The sequence below is a fragment of the Aeromonas genomosp. paramedia genome (assembly GCF_023093515.1).
In the GTDB taxonomy this organism is placed as follows: Bacteria; Pseudomonadota; Gammaproteobacteria; order Enterobacterales; family Aeromonadaceae; genus Aeromonas.
In genome coordinates this window covers 191,184-209,939 of record NZ_JAAROG010000018.1, presented here as the reverse complement: position 1 = coordinate 209,939, position 18,756 = coordinate 191,184, and the positions used below count along the sequence as shown (strand labels likewise).

Genomic DNA, 18,756 nt, shown 5'->3' with positions numbered 1-18,756 from the left:
TTGACTGAACGCCGCTGAGGTGGCGTGAGGCCGCCCTATTCGGACGGGCCGTTTACCCCGGCCTTCTTGCGGGCGTAGAGGTGGGCATCCGCCGTGGCATAGAGGCGCTGCACGTCCATGCCAGAGTGCCAGCTGGCGGCTCCCAGGCTGCAGCCCACCGAGAAGGCGCTGAGCTCCTTGTGGCTGTGCAGCACATGTTGCAGCCGCAGCCAGACCGGGCGCCAGGCCTCGGGATCGGCGGGTTGCAGCAGCAGGGCGAACTCGTCGCCACCGAGGCGAAACGCCTGATCCGTACCACGGATGCAGCCCTGCAGCAGCTGGGCGAAGCGGCTCAGCACCAGATCCCCCACCGGATGGCCCCAGGTGTCGTTGACCTGTTTGAAGCGATCGAGATCCAGCAGCACCAGCACCAGACCGTGGGGCTCCCGGCAGTGTTGCTCCACCGCCCGGCCTATGGCCTCGTCGAAATAGGAGCGGTTGCCAAGCCCGGTCAGGTGATCGAGCCGCACCTGCTGCTCCAGCCGGCTCAGCCGCAGATAGAGCGGCAGGGGCAGGCAGAACAGCTGGTGATATTGCCCCAGCTGCCGCCGCTGGCTGTCGCTCAGGGGCTGCTCCAGCTCGTATTGCAGCTGTCCGAGCAACTGCTCGTGCTGGCCGCGCAGCTCGAAGCGATAGCTATGCAGCACCTGCCGGGCCTGGGGGGCGTGGGCGATGAGGCTGTGGGGCTGACCGCAGTCGAGGTGAAGGGTGTGGATCCGGACAATCTTTGCCACCCGCTCGGCAAAGATTGCCAGCAGGGCGTCAAGATCCCGTTGCCTCAGCAGCTCCTGAAGCTGCTGATAAGTATCCTGTCCGGTCAGCGGCGTGAGCCGCTCCATCTGCTGAACCCACTGCTCTATGCCATGTCCGAAGCCGTTCAAAGACGATGTGTTTTCCACGTTGCAGCCTTACACCTCTCCACTCATTGACCGGTTTCTTGCAATCCCCGTGCCCAAAATATGTTCGATGGAAAACAAGGGGGCTGGCTAGGCTTAGCAACATGAAACGGGAGGGGAAATAACCCCTGTGCGCCGCAGTCCGAGCGCCCGCGGCCAGGGCGGGATCCTGCCCGGCAGCGACGATGGCCGGAGCCTGAGGTACAGCTTCTTCGGGCCATGGAGACAGATAAGAGGGAGGGATGTGTGTACGCCGATGTGTTGATCCTGCTGCTCTCTGCCGTTCTGCTGGTGGCCATCTTCCGACGCCTGGGCCAGCCGGTGATCCTCGCCTACCTGTTCGTCGGTATGCTGCTCGGCCCCCATGGTGCGGCCATCGTCACCGGGCAGGCCATGATGCAGACCATAGGGGAGCTCGGCATCGTCTTCCTGATGTTCTCCCTCGGGCTCGAGTTCTCGCTGCCGCGCCTGCTCGCCATGCGCAAGCTGGTGCTGGGGGTCGGCGGCCTGCAGGTGCTGCTCACCTCATTGCTGTTCTTCTGGCTCGGCTGGTGGTGGGGTCTGAGTCTCCCCCAGGCGCTGGTGGTGTCCGGCACCCTGGCCCTCTCCTCCACCGCCGTGGTGATCAAGCAGCTCGGGGAGTTGCAGCAACTCCATACCCGGCGTGCCCAGCTCGGGGTGAGCGTCCTGCTGTTTCAGGATCTGGCGGTGGTGCCGCTCCTGGTGATGATCCCCATACTGGCCAGGCCCGAGGTGCAGGGCAGTGCCCTGCTGGCGGAGGTGGCCTGGGCCTCCCTCAAGGGGCTGTTCGCCCTGTCGGTGCTGCTCGCGGTGGGAAAGTGGTTGCTGCCCATGGTGTTTCACGAGGTGGCGCGGGCGCGCTCCGACGAGCTGTTCGTGCTCAGCACCCTGCTGGTGGCCCTGCTGGCGGCCTCCCTCACCCAGTGGATGGGGCTCTCCATGGCACTCGGGGCCTTCCTGGCCGGCATGATGCTGGGGGAGTCCCACTACCGCCATCAGCTGGAGGTGGACATCAAGCCGTTTCGGGACGTGCTGCTGGGGCTCTTCTTCATCACCATCGGCATGACCATGGAGTGGACGCTGGTGGCGAACGCCTGGTGGCAGGTGCTGCTCTGCGTGCTCGGACTCATCCTGTGCAAGTCGCTGCTGGTACTGCTGGCGGGCCGGCTGATGGGGGAGCGCAAGCGCGATGCCATGGCGGCCGGCATCATGCTGAGCCAGGTCGGCGAGTTCGGCTTCGTGCTGCTGGCGCTGGCGAGCCACCATGGCCTGCTCGGTCACGAGATGGTCTCCCTGCTCATCGGCGTCGGCGTCATCACCATTTCTCTCACCCCCTGGCTGGTGCAGCGGGCCCTGGGGCTGGCCCACTCCCTCACCGACGCGGCCCTGCTTTCCCGCGCCGGGGTCGCCCAGTCTGGGCTCAGCAAGCACCAGCACGTCATCATCGCCGGCTTCGGGCGCACCGGGCAGACCTGCGCCCGCTTCCTCAAGCTCGAGGAGATCCCCTTTCTCGCGCTGGATCTCGATCCCGAGCGGGTGAGCGAGGCCAAGCTGGCGGGGGAGCAGGTGGCATTCGGTGATGCCAGCCGGCGCGACATCCTGCTGGCGGCCGGTCTGATGCGGGCCCGCCTGGTGATCATCACCTTCGACGATCGCAAGCGGGTCGATGCCATGCTGATGCAGATCCGGGCGCTGGCGGGGGATCTCAAGGTGCTGGTGCGCACCCGGGACGACAGCTTCCTCGAGCACTACAAGCAGGCCGGGGCCTTCGAGGTGATTCCTGAGTCCCAGGAGGGGGCCCTGATGCTGGTCTCCCACCTGCTGGTCAACTGCGACGTCCCCCTAGGCCGGGTGATCCGGCGCATGGAGCACGAGCGCAGCAGCCAGTACCGCTTCCTGCACGGCTTCTACTGGGGGGATCAGAGTGCGGGCAACCTGGAGACGGATCAGCTGCTGGAGCGGCTGCACCCCGTGCTGCTGCACGATCAGGCCTGGGCTGTGGGGCGCCGGGTGCGGGAGTTGTCCCTGGGGGAGGTGCGCATCAAGGCGGTGCATCGCGGGGAGCGCAGCCTGGAGCCTAAGGCCGAACTGAGGCTGGTGGCGGGGGATCGGCTGGTACTGTTTGGGACGGCCGTGGCCATGGAGCAGGCGGAGCAGCGCCTGCTGGAGGGACACTAGCTCTGCCCTCAACAGGCTTGAGGGCCCGAGCCCAGGTGGCGGCTATCCCTGGTGACAGCAAGCCTGTTCAGGCCTCCTCGCGGATCCGCTCTTCGATGTCGAGGAAGGACTCGATGTGCTGGCGCTGATCCAGCGCATCCTGATACCCCAGACTTATCAGCTGCTGGCAGTACCCCGGGTGAAACATCAGGAAGCTGGCCAGGCTGCTGCTCTCCTGGCCGTTCACCCCCAGCACCCGCAGCAGGCGGCGCAACTGGGTCGGCAGCCTGGGCAGGTAGTCGAGGGCGATGAGATCCAGATCCTGGCTCGGCCTGATGACGCAGGTCTCCACCTGGCGCAGCTTCAGACGGTTGCGCTCCCGCGCCGGGATGAGGGAGAGGGTCTGGTTGATGCGCCCCAGCCGCTCCAGATCCGAATTGAGGGTGTCGGAGAAGACGGTGTTGAGCAGGTGGCTGGCGATGTTGGAGCTGGTCAGGTGGCTCTGACGGGGGGCCGCGCTCTCCTGACGGGGGGAGTCCAGGGTCACCAGCAGGATCCGCTCCGCCCCCAGGTGAATGGCGGGGCTCAGAGGACTCAGCTGGTGGATGGAGCCGTCACCGTAGAAGCGCTCGCCGATGGGGGTGGCCGGAAAGACGAAGGGCAGGGCCGATGAGGCCAGCAGATGATCCGAGGTGAGCAGGGTGCGCAGGCCGCGCCGCCTGGCCCGCTCCCAGGGCTGATGCTCGGCCCGCCCCTGGAAGAAGGTGGTGGAGAGGCCGTCGTCATAGTCGGAGGCGGTGATGGCGATGGCCTCCAGACTGCCGTAGAGGATGTTGTCATCGATGCGGTGATAGTCGATGAGCTGATCCAGCAGGCGGCGCAGGGGGGCGTTGTCGAACAGGTGGAAGGCGCGGTTGCTCTGGGGGCTGATGAGACCGGCTGAGCCCTGATAGAGGGTGCGCCACAGCAGCTGGCAGGGATGGAAGTCGAAGATGTGATGGGTCTCGAAGCGGCGCCAGACCCACTCCAGCTTGCGCACCCCCAGGTGAAAACAGGAGGCGTAGCAGGCCAGTGCCGTGATGTTGAGGGCCCCCGCCGAGGTGCCGCACAAAATGGGGAAGGGGATGCCGAGGTTGCGGGGGTAGAGCTCGGCCACCGCCTTGAGGACGCCGACCTGATAGGCGGCGCGAGCACCACCACCGGTCAACAGGAGAGCTGTATTGGGTTTGGCCATGCTGCTGCGCCTTATTGTGATTGCAAGGGCGGGTTGCCACCGCGCAATTTAACTATAAGACGTTGTATCCCGGATAAAAATGGGCCGCCTCATCATTTTTTGAGGCGACCGGTGCAGCGGGATCAGGCCGTGCCTCCGGGCTGGGTCAGCTGATCGAAGGCGGCGAAGACGGGCGGGCTCGCCAGGATGCGGCCATGGCCTAGCCCACGGGTGCTGACCAGCCGGGTGCGGCCATCCTCTACCGCCCGCAACGAGTCCTTATGGGGGGCGAACCTGTCCTCCTCGTCGTGAACGATAAGGGCCACCCCCTGGCGATGGGCGAGGCGACCCAGGGGATCGACAGTGCTCAGGGGATGCTGGTATTCGTGCTCGATCTCCTTGACCACAGCATCGAACAGCCGGATGGAGTAGCCGGAGCGGGCCACCATGCCATAGAGCTGGGGCACGTAGTCGAGCACGGGCGAGATGAGCAGCAGCGGCAGCGCGTCGAGGGCGGGGTGGTGGCTGCTGAGGGTGACGGCGCCCCCCATGCTGTGGGTGATGACTCCCTGGACCGGGCCGACGCGCGCAAGGATCTCGTCGAAGGCGCGCACGAAGCGGGGCAGGTGCCCCGTGCTGCCTTCGCTCTGGCCGTGGGCGGGGTGATCATAGGCCAGCGCCGTGAAGCCCTGGGCCGCGATGTGGCTCATCAGCGGGTAGAACTGGCTGGCACTGCCGGACCAGCCGTGCATCAACAGCCAGACCGGCCCCTGGCCGAGCCGATAGCTCATCAGGGTGCCCTCGCCGGTGTGGATGGCCTGCTGCACCAGCCCGGCAGGGGCGGCGACCTCCCGGGTGGGGCGCTGGGGGGTGAGCAGCAACTTGCTGGCGGTGCGTTTGGCGTGGGCCGGGGCCAGCGCGTGGTGCAGACGGGTGCCAAGCCCCAGCAGCAACTTGCTCGGGCTGACGCGGCGGGTGTTGAAATAGATCTTGCTGCTCATGGTCATCCTGTGGTTTTTATGTGCGAACGGTCGTGCTTTTTTGTCTGTTTTTAAAAAGAAGGGCCAGAACCTCAGCGCCAGCTGGTCAGCAGATCTTCCACCTCGGGCCAGAAGTGGCGGGCCGGATCCTGACACAAGTTCAGGGCATTGAACACCTGATCTCCCAGATAGAGGCCATAGAGCCGGTAGACGGCGCGCCAGGGATCCAGATCCCTGCGCCACTCTCCCTTCTCCTGGCCCTGCACCACCTGGCGAGCCAGGTAGTCGAGCCAGAAGCGCACCAGCTGGCGGGCCGCCTGTTGCACCTCCCCCTCCTGGGCCGAGGTCCAGGCGTCGAGGAACATGCAGCGTCCGGCAAAGCTCTGGTTCCAGGCCAGCCAGGCCCGCAGCAGGGCCAGCAGTTTCTCCTGCTGGGTGCCGTGCTGCTGCTGGCGCACCGGCTGGATCACCCGCTCCCTGAACACCTCGGCGGAATGGGTGAGCACGGCGATTTGCAGGTTGTCGCGAGACTGGAAATGGGCAAACAGGCCGCTCTTGGACATCTCGCAGGCACTGGCCAGCGAGCCTATGGTCAGGCTCTCCAGCCCTTGCTGGCTCGCCTGCTCGAAGGCTGTCTGCAAAATGGTGTCGCGGGTCAGGCGGCCCTTGCTCATCGCACTCTCCTCTCTGGGTTCTGCAGCATAAAGTACGATCGTGCTAATTGTCGAGCAACAAACGCCCATAGTGGTGGAGACAAGGGGCTCAGCTCTCCTTGATATCCATTTGCTGCAAGGCGATGACCGCCTGGGTGCGGTTCTTGACCCCGAGCTTGCGGAGGATAGGCGTGATATGGGCCCTGGGGGCGGCAAGGGGCTCAGCTGTCCTTGATATCCATCTGCTGCAGGGCGATGACCGCCTGGGTGCGGTTCTTGACCCCGAGCTTTCTGAAGGATGGGCATGATATGGGCCCCGAGGGTGACAAGAGGCTCAGCTGTCCTTGATATCCATTTGCTGCAGGGCGATGACCGCCTGGGTGCGGTTCTTGACCCCGAGCTTGCGGAAGATGGCGGTGATGTGTGCCTTGATGGTGGCTTCGGAGACGTTGAGCTCCCAGGCGATCTGCTTGTTGAGGCTGCCGTCCCGCAGCATGATGAGCACCTTGTATTGCTGGGGGGTGAGGCTGGCCAGCTTGCTGGCAAAGTCGGGGCCATCCTCGGACTCGGGATGCAGGGAGATCCCTTCCGGTACCCAGTTGTCCCCCCCGATCACCGTATTGAGGGCGCTGACCAGCTCCTTCATGGGCACCGACTTGGGAATGAAGCCGAGCGCGCCGAGACGCAGCACCTGCTGGATGATGGCGGCATCTTCCGAGGCGGAGACCACGACGATGGGGAGATCCGGGTACTGGCCACGCAGATAGGCCAGCCCCTCGAAGCCGTTGGCGCCTGGCATCTTGAGATCGAGCAGCAGCAGATCGACTTCCGGGTGCTCCGCGAGCAGGTGGGTCAGGCTGTCGATGGAGTCGGCCTCCAGCAGCCTGGCCTCGTCGATGGCCATGTGCACCGCTTGATAGAGGGCGCCCCGAAACAGGGGGTGGTCATCTGCGATGACGATGGTAAATTGGCTGTCCATTGCTCACATTTTTGCTAACTGATTGTTTTGAAAAATCAAACTAGCACTGCTCCCCAAGGGGGTCAAACCCGCGGGTGCGCAAATGTGAGGCGACCGTCGGATGTCGTGCCAGCGGGGCCGACGGGATGGTCATGAACAACCCAACGCAGGAGGCAATCCATGGGATCCCTGGTATTGACGGTAGGCACAGGTTCCACCTGGGCGATGCGGGCGTCGCTGGTGCTCGCCATGAGCGGGCTGGAGTGGCAGGAGCAGGTGTTCGATCTGGAGGATGCCAAGGCGTTGGCGCGGCTCAAGCGCACGGCGCCGGCCGGGCTGGTGCCCTGGCTGGATGACGGCGAGCTGCGGATCCACGACTCCCTCGCCATCGCCGAGTATCTCCACGAGCTGTGCCCGTCGCGCCACCTCTACCCCCTGGACCGGGCCGAGCGGGCATTGGCCCGCAGCCTCTGCGCCGAGTTGCACTCGGGCTTTGGCCAGATCCGCAGCCGTCTGCCCTTCTTCCTCGGCGCGCCGACCCAGAGCGAGCCCCCGGTGGAGACCCTGGGGGAGCTGGCCCGGCTGCAGACGCTCTGGTCACAGGCTCGGGGGCCCTTCTACTTTGAGGAGGCGGGGATCCTGGATGCCTTCTACGGGGTGATGGCCTATCGGCTGGCGAGCTATGGCATTTCGCTGCCCGGTCAGGCGGGGGTCTATCAGCAGGCCTTGCTGGCCTGGCCCCTGTGGCAGGAGACCCTGGTCAAGGCGCGGCTGCAATGGCCGGCCGCGGCCCGCCAGCCGGCATGAGGTGAACGTGCCTGCTCAATGAGAGAGGGGAGCCACTGGCTCCCCTCATCGCTTGTCCGACACTGGCCCGGTTATGGCTGCCGGCCGGCGAACACCACCACCACCTTGTCCTCCCCCTTTTCCCGCACGAAGGCGTAGGGGGCATCGGACAGCTTCTTGTGGCTGCCTGCCGCCACCGCCGGGTGGGCGGCGCGGAACTGGCCGAGTTGCTGCCAGTGCTTGACCAGTTCGGCCTTGTCGCCACTCCCCAGCTCCTGCCAGTTCATGTCGGATCGCACGCTCTGATCGAACACGCCGCCATCCTTGGCGAGCCCGCGGCCTGACTCGTCCCCGTAGTAGAGCTGGATGCCCCCCGGCAGCAGCATAAAGCTGTTGGCTACCCGTCGTTGCAGCGGCACGTCCTGGTAGTCGCCAAAGAACAGCTTGGTGTCGTGGGAGCTGATGTAGCTCAGCACGTTGAACTCGGGATCCTGATTGATGCGGCTGGCGTAGCTGGCATAGGTGGGCTCGGCGCCCGCCATGCACTGGGCCTGGGGCAGGGCGAATTCCCGCTGATAGTCGAAGTTGATCAGGGAATCGAAGCCGTTCTGATACCAGAAATCCTTGGCGACTCCGTGATCCCACACCTCGCCCACCATGTAGAAGGGCAGATCATCGAGGGCCTTGTCCGGGTTGGCGGCCTTCCACTCCTTGAGCGCCGCCGTGCCCGCCTGCTTGAGTTTGGCCCAGACCGCTGGCTCCAGGTGCTTGACGGTGTCGGCCCGGAAGCCGTCGATACCGAAGCGGCGCACCCAGTCGGTGTGCCAGGCGATGAGGTAGTCGCTCACGGTGGCGTCGGGCAGGGCCTTGGCGCGGGTGTCTATTTTCGCCGCCAGCAGCGGCGGCAGGCCCACCGGCTTGCTGGACTCGGTCAGGAAATCCGGCAGCCCCGCCACCGAGCCGGTGACGTCGTCGGTGCCGGGTTGCGGGTAGCCGGGCAGACCGGCGCGCACCCAGTCAGGGCCCCACCATTGGCTGCTCCAATCGCTCGATTGATAGTCGATGAACTGGTTGTAGCCATGCCAGTTGAGGCCGCCGCTCGGGCGCCACTCGTTCCAGCGGCTCGGCAGTTTGCCGCTGTTCTGGGTGAGTTCGGTGAGCCCCAGATCCTGCAGGTCGGCCAGGGTGGCATAGCCTGCGTGGTTCATCACCACGTCCAGGATGATCCTCATGCCGCGCTTGTGGGCTTCGTCCACCAGGGTCTTCAGGCTCTCCTCGTCGCCGTAGTTGGGGTCAATCCTGGTGAAGTCGAGCGCCCAGTAGCCGTGGTAGGCGTAGAAGGGGAAGCTGCCCTGCTCGCCGCCGCCGATGAAGCCGTGCACCTGCTCCACCATGGGGGTGATCCAGATGGCGTTCATGCCGAGGCTCTTGATGTAGTCGAGCTTCTCGGTCAGCCCCTTGAAGTCGCCGCCGTGCCAGGTGGCGACCTCGTCCTGGCCATCCTTCTGGCGGCCGAAGCTGTGATCATTGCTCGGGTCGCCGTTGTGGAAGCGGTCGGTCAGGAGGAAATAGACGCTCGCCTGATCCCAGCTGAAGGGGGCCGCCTTGGCCGCCTCGACCGGCTCTAGCAGCAGCAGGCCAGCGCTCTCCTTGCTCGGGGTCAGGGTCAGCTTGCCCTGTTTGACCACGGCCTCTTGTTTCGAGTAGGCATCCCGCAGCCGGGTGCCGTCGGGCCAGACCCCCTTCAGCGACACCGTCACCGGGCCGCCATCCCAGCTGATGCAGGGCTCCGTGGGGGGTTGGCGCTTGAACTCGCTCTTCTTGGTCGCCCTCAGCACCTTGAGGCTGGGGGTATCCGGGTTGAAGGTGAACTCGTAGTCACCGGCCAGCATCACCCTCAGGGTGAAACTCGCCCCCTTGCTGCACTTGTCCATGGGCTGGGCTGTGCCGAAGGGGAGGGGCCTGGCCTCGGTCGGCCCGAAGCTGGTGCCGCAGCTGTTGCCCGCATCGCTGATGCGGATCTGGTGGCTCCCCTTGTCCAGCCTGTGGGTCAGGGTGACTGTGCCCTTGTCCAGCGTCAGCGCCTCGGCTACCGGTTTGCCATCCACATGGAGATGCACCTCGGGGGCGGCCAGCGCCTGACCGACGAACAGCGGCGTGGCCAGCAGGGCGAGCCACAGGGAGGATGGGCGGAGATCGAAACGAGGCGAGGGACGCATAGGCCATTCCTTGAGCTGAGTGAGGAGATCGGGTTCCGTTGAGGCACTCATTCTAGGGGCCCAGCGGGTGGGCTTGGACCGGCAAAATGCCGATTTGTGAGGTCAGTTCAAATGGTTACGTTTTCAAGCCCGGCAAAGTGTGATGGCCGCCCTGCTGCCCGGAGCGCGGCGCCATAAAAAATGCCGGTCGATGGACCGGCATGTTCAGGTGGGGCTGTTCGCCTGCGGGCGAACGCTCGTCAGACGGTAAAGAACTTGAAGTTGACGAAGGCCACCGCGATGAAGGAGGCGACCATGCCGCTGATGCAGAGCACCGCAGGGCGGATGGAGGGCCAGCGATGGGCCAGCAGGATGATGGCCAGCAGGGTCGGGTAGAGGCCGAACATGTAGCGCGGCATGGCGTTGAGCCCTGTCATCAGCGGTATGGTGCAGCAGATGAACATCAGGGTCGCCTCGGCCCAGCGCTTCTGGCTGAACAGGTAGCCGTTCAGGCACCAGCCGAAGATCACCATGATGGAGAGGTAGGCCTTGCGACCACCCAGCTCGAAGCCGCTCAGCCACCAGTCCAGGGGGCTGTCCATGTAGCGACCCCAGGCGACCTGGATGTGCTTGAAGGCGAGCGCATCCCCGGTCAGGTGATAGAGGTAGACCATGTAGGAGAAGAGACCGAGAGGGATGAGCCAGAGGGTGAACACCACCTTGAAGGCCCGCTCGGTGAAGCGGAAGAACTCGCGCCAGCCATAGGCCTGCAGCGCCAGGATCAGCACGGGGAACACCATCATGACCCCCAGGTTGCGGGTCCCGGAGATGAAGATGCCGAGGAAGGCGACCATCAGCCACTGCTCGCGGTAGGCGAACAGGAACATGCCCAGCATCAGCGCCATGAACATGGACTCGGTATAACCGGAGACGAAGTAGGCGGAGAAGGGGGAGAAGGCCAGCAGCCAGACCCCGAAACGGGCGGTCTCATCCCCCAGCTTGAGCTGGCGCAGCACCAGCAGCATCAGCGGCAGGCTGATGAAGAAGGCGATGTTGGCCACCAGCATCAGGCCGATCAGGCTCTCCATGTTGAGCAGGCTGGAGAGCCCGCCGGCGAGCATGGGGTAGAGCGGCATGAAGGCCCAGTTCGCCGCGTTGCCCTTGCTCAGCCAGCGCGGGTAGAGGTCGTAGCCGTTCTCTATGATGCGCTGGAACCAGACGCAGTCGAACTGGCAATAGGCTTGCAACGGGCCTATGTCGGGGGCGCCGTAGAGCTGGACACCGAAATAGCCCATGCCGTACAGGGCCACCCGGCTCAGCACGAAGGCGGCGATGATCATCAGCCAGTCGCGGCTGCTGATGCGCAGTGACGGGCGATAGGGGAGTGCATCCCCGGCGAGGGGAGGAGTATTGGTCATGTCATTCATCAGGCAAAAACCCAGACGCGAGAGAGTATGTAGGTGAGTACGGTAACGGTCAGGGTGGCAATCACCACCGGCAGCAGTCCGGAGAGGCCCGCAAACAGCAGGCCGCTCAGGATGAGGTTACGCACCGCCAGGGAGAAGAGGGCCACCAGCAGAAACTTGCTGGCGGCACCTTGCTTCTGGAAGGTGATGTAGCGATGGCCGAAAAACGAGAACCAGAACGCGATGGCAAAGGCCAGGGTCGTGACCAGATGCTCCGAGATGGCGGGCCAGGTGTGGAACAGGGCGATGGAAGTGCCCAGATCGACGAGGGTGGCCCCCCCGCCGACGAAACCGAAGCGAACCAGCCGCCAGAATTCCTCGCGGGAGATCATTGGGACGCCGGCTCCTGCTTGTCCGCATCCTGCGCCTTCTCACTCTGGGTTGCCGCCGCATCCGGCTGCTTGCCCGCGTCCTGCCGGGCATACTGGCCGTAGACGCCCTCGATGAGGTAGACGGGGCGCTGTTTCACTTCCACGAACATGCGGCCTATGTACTCGCCTATGATGCCGAGCGACAGCAGCTGAATGCCGCCGAGGAACAGCATCACCGACATCAGGGAGGCGTAACCCGGCACGTCTATGCCGAAGAAGAGCACCTGGGTGATGATCTTGAGGATATAGAGGAAGGCGATGAAGGAGACGCCGACCCCCACGTAGCTCCACACCCGCAGCGGCCAGCTGGAGAAGCTCATGAGGCCGTCGAGGGCGAAGTTCCACAGCTTCCAGTAGTTGAACTTGGTCTCGCCGGCGTGGCGGGCGGGACGCTCGTAGGGAACGCCGACGGCACGGAAACCGGCCCAGGCGAAGAGCCCCTTCATGAAGCGGTTGCGCTCGGGCAGTTGCTTGAGAGCCTCGACCACCCTGCGATCGATGAGTCGGAAGTCACCGGCGTTCTCCGGCAGCTTGGTGCTGGTGGAGAGGGCGTTGAAGAAGCGGTAGAAGCCGCCTGCGGTGAGCCGTTTCATCGGTGTGTCGGCGCTGCGATCGACCCGGATGCCGTAGACGGTGTCGTAGTCACCGGTCTGCCACAGCTTGACGAACTCCAGGATGAGGGAGGGGGGATCTTGCAGATCCACGTCCATGGGGACCATGGCATCGCCCTTGGCCTGATGCAGGCCCGCGGTCATGGCCGCTTCCTTGCCGAAGTTGCGGGCCAGGTTGACCAGGGTCACGCGCGGGTCGCGGGCGATGGCCTGCTCGACCACTTCGCGGGTGCGGTCGCGGCTGCCGTCGTTGACGAACACGATTTCAAGCCGGTCTTTGAGGGGGGCCAGTTCGGCATCTATCGCGCTGATGAAGGCGTCTATGCTCTCTTCCTCGTTGTAAACGGGCACGACCAGAGAGAGTCGAAAATCGGCACGGGACATGGAAACTTCCTTATTGAAAGAATTATTTTATAAGACTGCTACCGGGATCTTCAGCTTCACTGAGCGACGGTCAGACGTACCGACTGGACGTTGAGCGGTGTCGGAGCGGAGAGCGCCAGGAAGTTGGGATGCTTGGGATCGGCCGTCAGGGAGTCGCCCGGCAGGTTGAGCCGGATCTCGTTGATGCCCGCCTTGGCCAGCTTGACCGTGGTGGTGAAATCATGACCCAGGGCCACCTTGAGCAGGGTGCCTGCTTCCGGGCTGTTGATCCTGGCCTGGATGGTGAGCTGCTCAGGTTGGGCCTGCTGCTTGGGCAGCACGAAATAGAGGCCTCCCTTGCCACTGAGCTGGGTGCCCTCGGCACTGGGCTTCTTGGCCCAGCCTTCGCTGGAGAGGAAGCGGCTCGGTTTGGTCAGGTTGAGCTCGTTGCCCGGCTGGTAAGTCATGCTGGAGTTGTGCTCCCAGAAGCGGGTCTTGCCTTCCAGGTAATAGAGCTTGTAAGCCAGGCTCACGTTGGGGTGAGCGGCCAGGTAGAGGGTGTAAAGGTAAAAACCGCTCAATGCCAGTATGGCAGCCAGAAAACCGAACTTTTTGTAGGTCATATTACTCACTCGATGCCCGACGGATAGGTAGGCTGGATTCGCGCATATGCTAATCCAATTGCAAAAAAAGCATAGTGGATCACAAAAATAAATTTGCTCACATATTAACCCCCAATCCCCCTGCAGACCAAGGGACTTTGGGGTCGTGCGCATCCTGCCTTCGCGGCGGGCTTGCAGCGCGGCCAGGGGCCCTGTCCTGCCCCTGGCCGCATCAGGCAAATGGCTGATATTGCGCATTGCTGTGGCAGGATCTGTCGCCATTTCCCTTTGGCAGAATTAAGATGAGCCGTCCCGCCGTCAAGGATGACTCATGAGACTGCTAGCCCTGTGCCTGCTCTGCTGCCTGCCCCTTCACTCGCTGTTGGCCCAACCGCTCTGTACTTCTCCCCTGCGCGTCGGTTTCGACGACTGGCCCCCTTATCACTATTACCAGCAGGAGAACGGCCGCCGTGAGCTGCGCGGCTTCGCGGTCGAGTATCTCAACGCCGTGTCTGCCAGGCTGGGCTGCCGCCTCGTCTATCTGGAGCGTCCCTGGAAGCGGGGGTTGCACGATCTGGAACTGGGTCGGCTGGACATCGCCATGGAAGCCTATTTCGTTGAAGAGAGGACGCGCTATGCCTGGTTCTCCACCGCCTACAACCCGGGGCGCACGGCACTCTGGGTGCGCAAGTCCGGTGACAAGGGGGAGCAGGATCTGGCGAGCTGGCTGGCCAGGGGCAACAGGCTGGGGGTGACCAGAGACTACAACTATGGCCCCGAGATAGCCCGTCTGCTGCAGCGCTACCGCGCCCAGGTGAGCGAGGTCAACGACGTGCAAAACTATCGCAAGCTGCAACTGGGACGGATAGACGGATTTCTTGGGGATATTCTGGCCACCCCCTGGGGTCTGAAGAGAGAGGGACTGGCAGAGGAGATAGTCCCCCATATCATGGGGGTCTATGAGACGCCGACCTTCTTCATGCTGAGCAAGAAGACCTTGTCGGAGGCGTTTGTGCAGCGTTTCAACCAGGCGCTCGAGGCCGTTGGCAAGAGCGGGGAGCATGCGCTCATCTGGCGCCGTTACGTGCCCGCCCGCTAGCAAAGTCGCCAGCATTCACGCATCATGGGCACCTGACCGTGGCGCCTGACAGGCCGAAGTGAACCGATATGAGGTAAGCGTGGTAAGAAGCATGGGTAAGAAGTATTGGTTGGCATTGGCAAACCTTATCTGGCTGGGCTGCTGGCCGGCGGGCATGGTCCAGGCCAGCGCAGAACAGATGGTGGTGGCCAGTCCCAGCATCCAGCATGACTGGTATCAGAACAGCACCGCAGAGCAGGCGCGCCATGAGCTGGAACTGCAGCTGCAGGAGGCGGTGCTTGCCCAGCTGCACCCGGATTTCTACCGGCTCTGGCAGCAGTTGCAGAAGACCCCGGCCGACCGGCGTGGCGCCCTCTATGACGAAGCCTTCGGCAAGCTGGCGCGTTTCCAGCAGGCCTGGCGTGCCATGGATCTGGTCGCCCGCGAGCAGATGCAGACCCTCAAGCTCGATCTGACCAAGCCCCTGGCCCACGAGCCCCTGGGTGACAACCTGCTGGATCAGGTCAAGCAGCTCAGGCCCCAGGTCGCCGAATACGAGGCCGTGCGCGACGAAGTGCGCAAGCTGCTGGCCATGCCGATGGCCAAGCACTGGCCGACCCTGGACATGCCGACCCTGCGGGCCGGGGAGAGCGCCACCGAGCTTGGGCAGATCCGCTCAATCCTCAACGAATTGGGAGACGGTGCCCCCACCCATCAGGACAGCCTCTATGACGCGGACACCGAGCAGGCCATCAAGCAGTTCCAGCGCCGCCACGGCTTGACCGCCGACGGCATCATAGGTCGCCAGACCCGCTCCTGGCTCAATACCGGGCCGCAAGTGCGCGCCAGCCTGCTGCTGCGCAACCTGTGGCGCCGGGATCTGGTGGATCACCTCGCCGGTCGCTACGTGCTGGTCAACATCCCGGACTACCGCCTGAGCGTGGTGGAGTCAGGCAACGAGGTCTTCACCAGCCGGGTCATCGTCGGCAAGGAGCAGCGGGCAACCCCCATACTCGCGAGCGAGATCCGCTCCATCGTGCTCAACCCCGCCTGGCACGTGCCGCGCTCCATCCTGAGCAAGGACATTCTGCCCAAGCTGGGTCGGGATCCCGCCTATCTGGACCGCGAGCAGTTCGAGGTGATCGACGGCGAGGGCAATCCGGTGCAGTTCAGCGAGGATGGCTGGCACCATGCGCTGGCGTCGGGCTTCCCTTACCGGTTGCGGCAAAAGCCGGGGGATCACAATGCCCTGGGGCGCTACAAGTTCTACCTGCCGAACAACGACGCCATCTACCTGCATTCGACGCCGCGCAAGGCCCTGTTCGAGCAGGGGGCGCGCGCCTTCAGCTCCGGCTGTATCCGGGTCGAGCACGCGGACGATCTGGCCGAGCTGCTGCTCGCCGACTCCCGCTATCAGCCGGACAAGGTGGCCAGCATACTGAAAGAGACCCAGACCAAGTGGCTGCCGTTGACCACCCCTATCCCTGTCTTCACCGTCTACTGGAGCAGCTGGATCGACGAAGAGGGGCGCCAGCAACTGCGCAATGACATTTACGGATTCGATCGAGTTAGCTTCCAGAGCCGCTTGCTGTGATCCCCGCCACAGAGTGAAGCGCCCGGCTCCTGCCGGGCTTTTTCATGGGCCTTTGCGGTTTGACATGACTTTTACGGGCGGGTAGTTTCGGCCTCTGTATCATATTCATTCACCACTGTTACTTCACTCTGGAATGGACGGACAACGGATGCTGGACCAAGAGATAAGCCGACGCCGTCTGCTGCTGGGGGCTGGTTGCCTGATGGGGGCCAGCCTGCTGTCGTTCCCGGCCGTGGCGAGCCGCAGCACGACGGGGCGTGAACTCAGCTTCTTCAACCTCAATACCGGCGAGCGGGTCAACGCCAGCTATTGGGAGAATGGCCGTTATCTGAACGATGGCCTGGCGGAGCTCAACCATATCTTCCGCGACTATCGCCGCAACGAGGTGTTCAACATCGACAGGAAGCTGTTCGATCAGCTGTTCCTGCTGCAGCACAAGCTGGGCCGCAAGGGGGAAATTCAGCTCATCTCTGGGTATCGCTCCCCGGCCACCAATCGCCAGAAGCGCCAGCGCAGCCGTGGTGTCGCCAAGCACAGCTACCACACCCTGGGGCAGGCGGTGGATGTGCGCATCCCCGGCGTGCAGCTGGCGCACCTGCGCAAGGCGGCCCTGAACCTCAAGGTCGGCGGCGTGGGTTACTACCCCTCCGACAACTTCGTCCACCTGGACACCGGGCCGGTGCGCAGCTGGTAACGGGTTGGCACAGGGTGGCCTCGAGCTGCTAGGCTCTGGACACTATCCAGAGGAGAGACAGATGAAGCATATTTTGCTTGGCGGGCTGATCGCCCTGCTGCTGGCCGGGTGCAGCAAGCTGAACCGGGAAAACTACGACAAGCTGAAGATGGGGATCACCTATGCCGAGGCGAGCGCCATCCTCGGCAAGGCGGAGCGTTGCGACGATGCGCTCGGCACCACCAGCTGTATCTGGGGCGGTGAGGGCAAGAACATCAAGATCCGTTTCATCGCCGACAAGGCCACCTTCTTCAGTTCGGAAGGGATCAACTGAGTCAATTTTTTCACTGTCATCAGCAACAAAAAAGCGCCATCCGGCGCTTTTTTGTTGCGTGCAATCCAGCCGATCTGGCCAGAAACTGGCGCGCTCAGTGGGTGGCGTACTGGTAATTGAAGGTGGGGAGTCCCCACTTGAAGCGCACCGCCAGCAGCCGCAGCACGAAGCCGATGCCGATGGCCCCGAAGGCGGCCCAGTCATTGGGCAGGCCCTGATCCAGCGCGAAGCAGTAGAGGGCGGCCGTCACCAGGGAGACGGCGGCGTAGAGCTCGCGCTTGAACACCAGCGGGATGCGCTGGCACAGCAGATCCCGCAGCACGCCGCCAAAGACGCCGGTGACCACCGCCATGATGCAGGCGATGCCGGCCCCGTGGCCCATCTCGAGCGCCCGGGCGGCGCCAAAGATGGAGAAGACCACCAGCCCCAGGGCATCGAGGGCCAGGAACAGCTTGCCGAGATAGCGCATCAGCGGGGCCGAGATGACGCCTGCCATGGCCGCCCCCGCCACCAGCAGCACATATTCGGGGTGCTCCACCCAGAGCAGGGGGTAGTGGCCCAGCAGCACATCCCGGATGGTACCTCCCCCTATGGCCGTCGCCGAGGCGATGATGACGACACCAAACAGATCCATCCGCCGCCGACCCGCCGCCAGCGCGCCAGTCATCCCTTCGGCCACCAGGCCGAGCAAGAAGAGTGCATGTAACATGAGTTATCCCAGGGTGCGAGAAAGGCCCGCATCCTAACAAGCCTGGTCTGGCACGACAAGCACTCTCATGTTTGCATTAGATTAAGTAATGAAAAGGGGGCCTATGCCCCCGTTTTTGGTTATGAGTGCTCGGCTCAGCGGCGAAGCTGCTCGCTGCGATACTGATCCACCCACATGGCGGTGGCGCCACAGATGGCGACCGGCATCACGAACAGATTGACCACGGGAATGGCGGAGAAGAGGGTGACCAGGGCACCGAAGCTCAGGCATTTGCCGCGGCGCTGCTTCAAGGCATCGCGCATGGTGATGAAGTCGATCTTGTGGTTGTCGAACGGGTAGTCCACATACTGGATCGCCATCATCCAGGCGCTGAACAGGAACCAGAGCACAGGAGCCAGGGTCTGGCCCACCACCGGGATGAGGAACAGGATCAGGCAGCCGATGGCCTTGGGCAGGTAGTATTTCAGCTTGGTCCACTCGCGGCTGAAGGTGCGCGGCACGTCCTTGACCACGTCCAGCATGCCGGTGTCGCTCACCGCCTCGCCGGTGAGGATCTGCTCCACCTTCTCTGCCAGCAGGCCGTTGAAGGGGGCCGCTATCCAGTTGATCACCGAGCTGAAGATGAAGGAGAACACCACCAGTATGGTGATGAGGGCGAGGGGCCACAGCAGGTAGTCGAGCCAGGAGAGCCAGCTCGGGATCTGCTGGTGCAGCCAGGCGAACAGGCCGTCGAGTTGCAGCAGCAGGGCATAGAAGGCGCCGGCGAACAGCACGAAGTTGACCAGCAGAGGGATCAGCACGAAGGTGCGGATGCCCGGCTGGCGAATGAGGGAGAAGCCGCGCAGGAAGTAGTCTGCACCGCTGACCGAATCTTTGACCATGTGAGGGGATTGGCTCATCTGAGATCCATCAATGAAGGGGTAGGGTGCCAGCATATTACAAACAAGCCTCCAATTTGGTAAAGTCGCGAACTATTCCCGATATCCCGCCCGGTCAGGCCGGACGTCGGATGATATGGGTGTGCTGGCTGCCTACGTAGTCCCAACAAGGCCGG

General features: G+C 63.7%; 18 protein-coding genes and 1 pseudogene. 6 read left to right on the top strand and 13 right to left on the bottom strand.

Annotation, left to right across the window (positions count from 1 at the left end; translation table 11 throughout):
- Positions 1-35: 35 nt before the first annotated feature.
- Positions 36-878 (bottom strand): GGDEF domain-containing protein, encoded by an 843-nt coding sequence (locus tag HB860_RS14080; RefSeq protein ID WP_247627141.1) that lies wholly within the window; start codon positions 876-878, stop codon positions 36-38.
- Positions 879-1,181: 303 nt separating this feature from the next.
- Between HB860_RS14080 and HB860_RS14075 the strand changes: the two genes are divergently transcribed.
- Positions 1,182-3,134: a cation:proton antiporter gene (locus tag HB860_RS14075; RefSeq protein WP_247627054.1), complete on the top strand. Its 1,953-nt coding sequence runs from the start codon at positions 1,182-1,184 to the stop codon at positions 3,132-3,134.
- Between the two features lie 67 nt (positions 3,135-3,201).
- Here HB860_RS14075 and HB860_RS14070 read toward each other — a convergent pair whose 3' ends face one another.
- The 5 genes and pseudogenes from HB860_RS14070 to HB860_RS14045 form a co-directional block, all read right to left on the bottom strand.
- Positions 3,202-4,347, bottom strand: coding sequence for a patatin-like phospholipase family protein (locus HB860_RS14070; protein WP_247627053.1), 1,146 nt, complete (start codon positions 4,345-4,347; stop codon positions 3,202-3,204).
- Between the two features lie 122 nt (positions 4,348-4,469).
- A complete protein-coding gene (locus HB860_RS14065; RefSeq protein WP_247627052.1) occupies positions 4,470-5,327 on the bottom strand; it encodes an alpha/beta fold hydrolase in 858 nt (285 codons plus the stop codon).
- Positions 5,328-5,398: 71 nt separating this feature from the next.
- A complete protein-coding gene (locus HB860_RS14060) occupies positions 5,399-5,980 on the bottom strand; it encodes a TetR/AcrR family transcriptional regulator (RefSeq protein WP_247627051.1) in 582 nt (193 codons plus the stop codon).
- Positions 5,981-6,068: 88 nt separating this feature from the next.
- Positions 6,069-6,173, bottom strand: a pseudogene (locus HB860_RS14055) (DNA-binding response regulator); the annotation flags it as partial.
- Between the two features lie 120 nt (positions 6,174-6,293).
- Positions 6,294-6,938 (bottom strand): response regulator, encoded by a 645-nt coding sequence (locus tag HB860_RS14045; protein WP_005324525.1) that lies wholly within the window; start codon positions 6,936-6,938, stop codon positions 6,294-6,296.
- A 159-nt stretch (positions 6,939-7,097) separates the two neighbouring features.
- On the opposite strand from HB860_RS14045, the gene HB860_RS14040 reads away from it, so the two are divergent.
- On the top strand, positions 7,098-7,724 hold the full coding sequence (locus tag HB860_RS14040; protein WP_247627050.1) for a glutathione S-transferase N-terminal domain-containing protein: 627 nt from the start codon (positions 7,098-7,100) through the stop codon (positions 7,722-7,724).
- Positions 7,725-7,795: 71 nt separating this feature from the next.
- Here HB860_RS14040 and HB860_RS14035 read toward each other — a convergent pair whose 3' ends face one another.
- The 5 genes from HB860_RS14035 to HB860_RS14015 all read right to left on the bottom strand — a co-directional run bounded on the left by HB860_RS14035 (position 7,796) and on the right by HB860_RS14015 (position 13,335).
- Positions 7,796-9,922 (bottom strand): alpha-amylase, encoded by a 2,127-nt coding sequence (locus tag HB860_RS14035; RefSeq protein WP_247627049.1) that lies wholly within the window; start codon positions 9,920-9,922, stop codon positions 7,796-7,798.
- A 239-nt stretch (positions 9,923-10,161) separates the two neighbouring features.
- On the bottom strand, positions 10,162-11,328 hold the full coding sequence (locus tag HB860_RS14030; RefSeq protein WP_139436507.1) for a hypothetical protein: 1,167 nt from the start codon (positions 11,326-11,328) through the stop codon (positions 10,162-10,164).
- Entirely contained in the window at positions 11,328-11,699 is a 372-nt protein-coding gene (locus HB860_RS14025) for a GtrA family protein (RefSeq protein WP_005324511.1), read from the bottom strand. Before HB860_RS14025 ends, HB860_RS14030 begins: the two co-directional genes overlap by 1 nt.
- Positions 11,696-12,733, bottom strand: coding sequence for a glycosyltransferase family 2 protein (locus HB860_RS14020; protein WP_247627048.1), 1,038 nt, complete (start codon positions 12,731-12,733; stop codon positions 11,696-11,698). Before HB860_RS14020 ends, HB860_RS14025 begins: the two co-directional genes overlap by 4 nt.
- A gap of 56 nt (positions 12,734-12,789) precedes the next feature.
- Positions 12,790-13,335, bottom strand: coding sequence for a hypothetical protein (locus HB860_RS14015; protein WP_025327877.1), 546 nt, complete (start codon positions 13,333-13,335; stop codon positions 12,790-12,792).
- A 310-nt stretch (positions 13,336-13,645) separates the two neighbouring features.
- Here HB860_RS14015 and HB860_RS14010 point away from each other — a divergent pair, with 310 nt between their 5' ends.
- From HB860_RS14010 to HB860_RS13995, 4 genes are all read left to right on the top strand, one after another.
- Positions 13,646-14,413 (top strand): substrate-binding periplasmic protein, encoded by a 768-nt coding sequence (locus HB860_RS14010; RefSeq protein WP_247627047.1) that lies wholly within the window; start codon positions 13,646-13,648, stop codon positions 14,411-14,413.
- A gap of 91 nt (positions 14,414-14,504) precedes the next feature.
- Positions 14,505-15,986, top strand: a complete 1,482-nt coding sequence (locus HB860_RS14005; protein ID WP_247627046.1) for a L,D-transpeptidase family protein — start codon at positions 14,505-14,507, stop codon at positions 15,984-15,986.
- Positions 15,987-16,134: 148 nt separating this feature from the next.
- Entirely contained in the window at positions 16,135-16,680 is a 546-nt protein-coding gene (locus HB860_RS14000) for a YcbK family protein (protein WP_139436499.1), read from the top strand.
- 61 nt (positions 16,681-16,741) lie between these two features.
- The gene (locus HB860_RS13995; RefSeq protein WP_202046917.1) at positions 16,742-16,993 is read left to right on the top strand and encodes a DUF3862 domain-containing protein; all 252 of its coding nucleotides are present in this window, start codon (positions 16,742-16,744) and stop codon (positions 16,991-16,993) included.
- Positions 16,994-17,087: 94 nt separating this feature from the next.
- On the opposite strand, the gene HB860_RS13990 is transcribed toward HB860_RS13995, so the two are convergent.
- A complete protein-coding gene (locus HB860_RS13990; protein WP_042649503.1) occupies positions 17,088-17,702 on the bottom strand; it encodes a trimeric intracellular cation channel family protein in 615 nt (204 codons plus the stop codon).
- 134 nt (positions 17,703-17,836) lie between these two features.
- Positions 17,837-18,601, bottom strand: a complete 765-nt coding sequence (gene cysZ / locus HB860_RS13985) for a sulfate transporter CysZ (RefSeq protein ID WP_247627045.1) — start codon at positions 18,599-18,601, stop codon at positions 17,837-17,839.
- Positions 18,602-18,756: the final 155 nt, after the last annotated feature.

What these genes read in the sequence shown, in the direction of transcription:
- HB860_RS13990 (WP_042649503.1), bottom strand. Translation starts at nt 17,702, where the DNA reads ATGTTACATGCACTCTTCTTGCTCGGCCTGGTGGCCGAAGGGATGACT.
- HB860_RS14000 (WP_139436499.1), top strand. Translation starts at nt 16,135, where the DNA reads ATGCTGGACCAAGAGATAAGCCGACGCCGTCTGCTGCTGGGGGCTGGT.
- HB860_RS14060 (WP_247627051.1), bottom strand. Translation starts at nt 5,980, where the DNA reads ATGAGCAAGGGCCGCCTGACCCGCGACACCATTTTGCAGACAGCCTTC.
- HB860_RS14020 (WP_247627048.1), bottom strand. Translation starts at nt 12,733, where the DNA reads ATGTCCCGTGCCGATTTTCGACTCTCTCTGGTCGTGCCCGTTTACAAC.
- cysZ (WP_247627045.1), bottom strand. Translation starts at nt 18,601, where the DNA reads ATGAGCCAATCCCCTCACATGGTCAAAGATTCGGTCAGCGGTGCAGAC.
- HB860_RS14040 (WP_247627050.1), top strand. Translation starts at nt 7,098, where the DNA reads ATGGGATCCCTGGTATTGACGGTAGGCACAGGTTCCACCTGGGCGATG.
- HB860_RS14065 (WP_247627052.1), bottom strand. Translation starts at nt 5,327, where the DNA reads ATGAGCAGCAAGATCTATTTCAACACCCGCCGCGTCAGCCCGAGCAAG.
- HB860_RS13995 (WP_202046917.1), top strand. Translation starts at nt 16,742, where the DNA reads ATGAAGCATATTTTGCTTGGCGGGCTGATCGCCCTGCTGCTGGCCGGG.
- HB860_RS14005 (WP_247627046.1), top strand. Translation starts at nt 14,505, where the DNA reads ATGGGTAAGAAGTATTGGTTGGCATTGGCAAACCTTATCTGGCTGGGC.
- HB860_RS14035 (WP_247627049.1), bottom strand. Translation starts at nt 9,922, where the DNA reads ATGCGTCCCTCGCCTCGTTTCGATCTCCGCCCATCCTCCCTGTGGCTC.
- HB860_RS14025 (WP_005324511.1), bottom strand. Translation starts at nt 11,699, where the DNA reads ATGATCTCCCGCGAGGAATTCTGGCGGCTGGTTCGCTTCGGTTTCGTC.
- HB860_RS14010 (WP_247627047.1), top strand. Translation starts at nt 13,646, where the DNA reads ATGAGACTGCTAGCCCTGTGCCTGCTCTGCTGCCTGCCCCTTCACTCG.
- HB860_RS14015 (WP_025327877.1), bottom strand. Translation starts at nt 13,335, where the DNA reads ATGACCTACAAAAAGTTCGGTTTTCTGGCTGCCATACTGGCATTGAGC.
- HB860_RS14080 (WP_247627141.1), bottom strand. Translation starts at nt 878, where the DNA reads ATGGAGCGGCTCACGCCGCTGACCGGACAGGATACTTATCAGCAGCTT.
- HB860_RS14045 (WP_005324525.1), bottom strand. Translation starts at nt 6,938, where the DNA reads ATGGACAGCCAATTTACCATCGTCATCGCAGATGACCACCCCCTGTTT.
- HB860_RS14030 (WP_139436507.1), bottom strand. Translation starts at nt 11,328, where the DNA reads ATGAATGACATGACCAATACTCCTCCCCTCGCCGGGGATGCACTCCCC.
- HB860_RS14070 (WP_247627053.1), bottom strand. Translation starts at nt 4,347, where the DNA reads ATGGCCAAACCCAATACAGCTCTCCTGTTGACCGGTGGTGGTGCTCGC.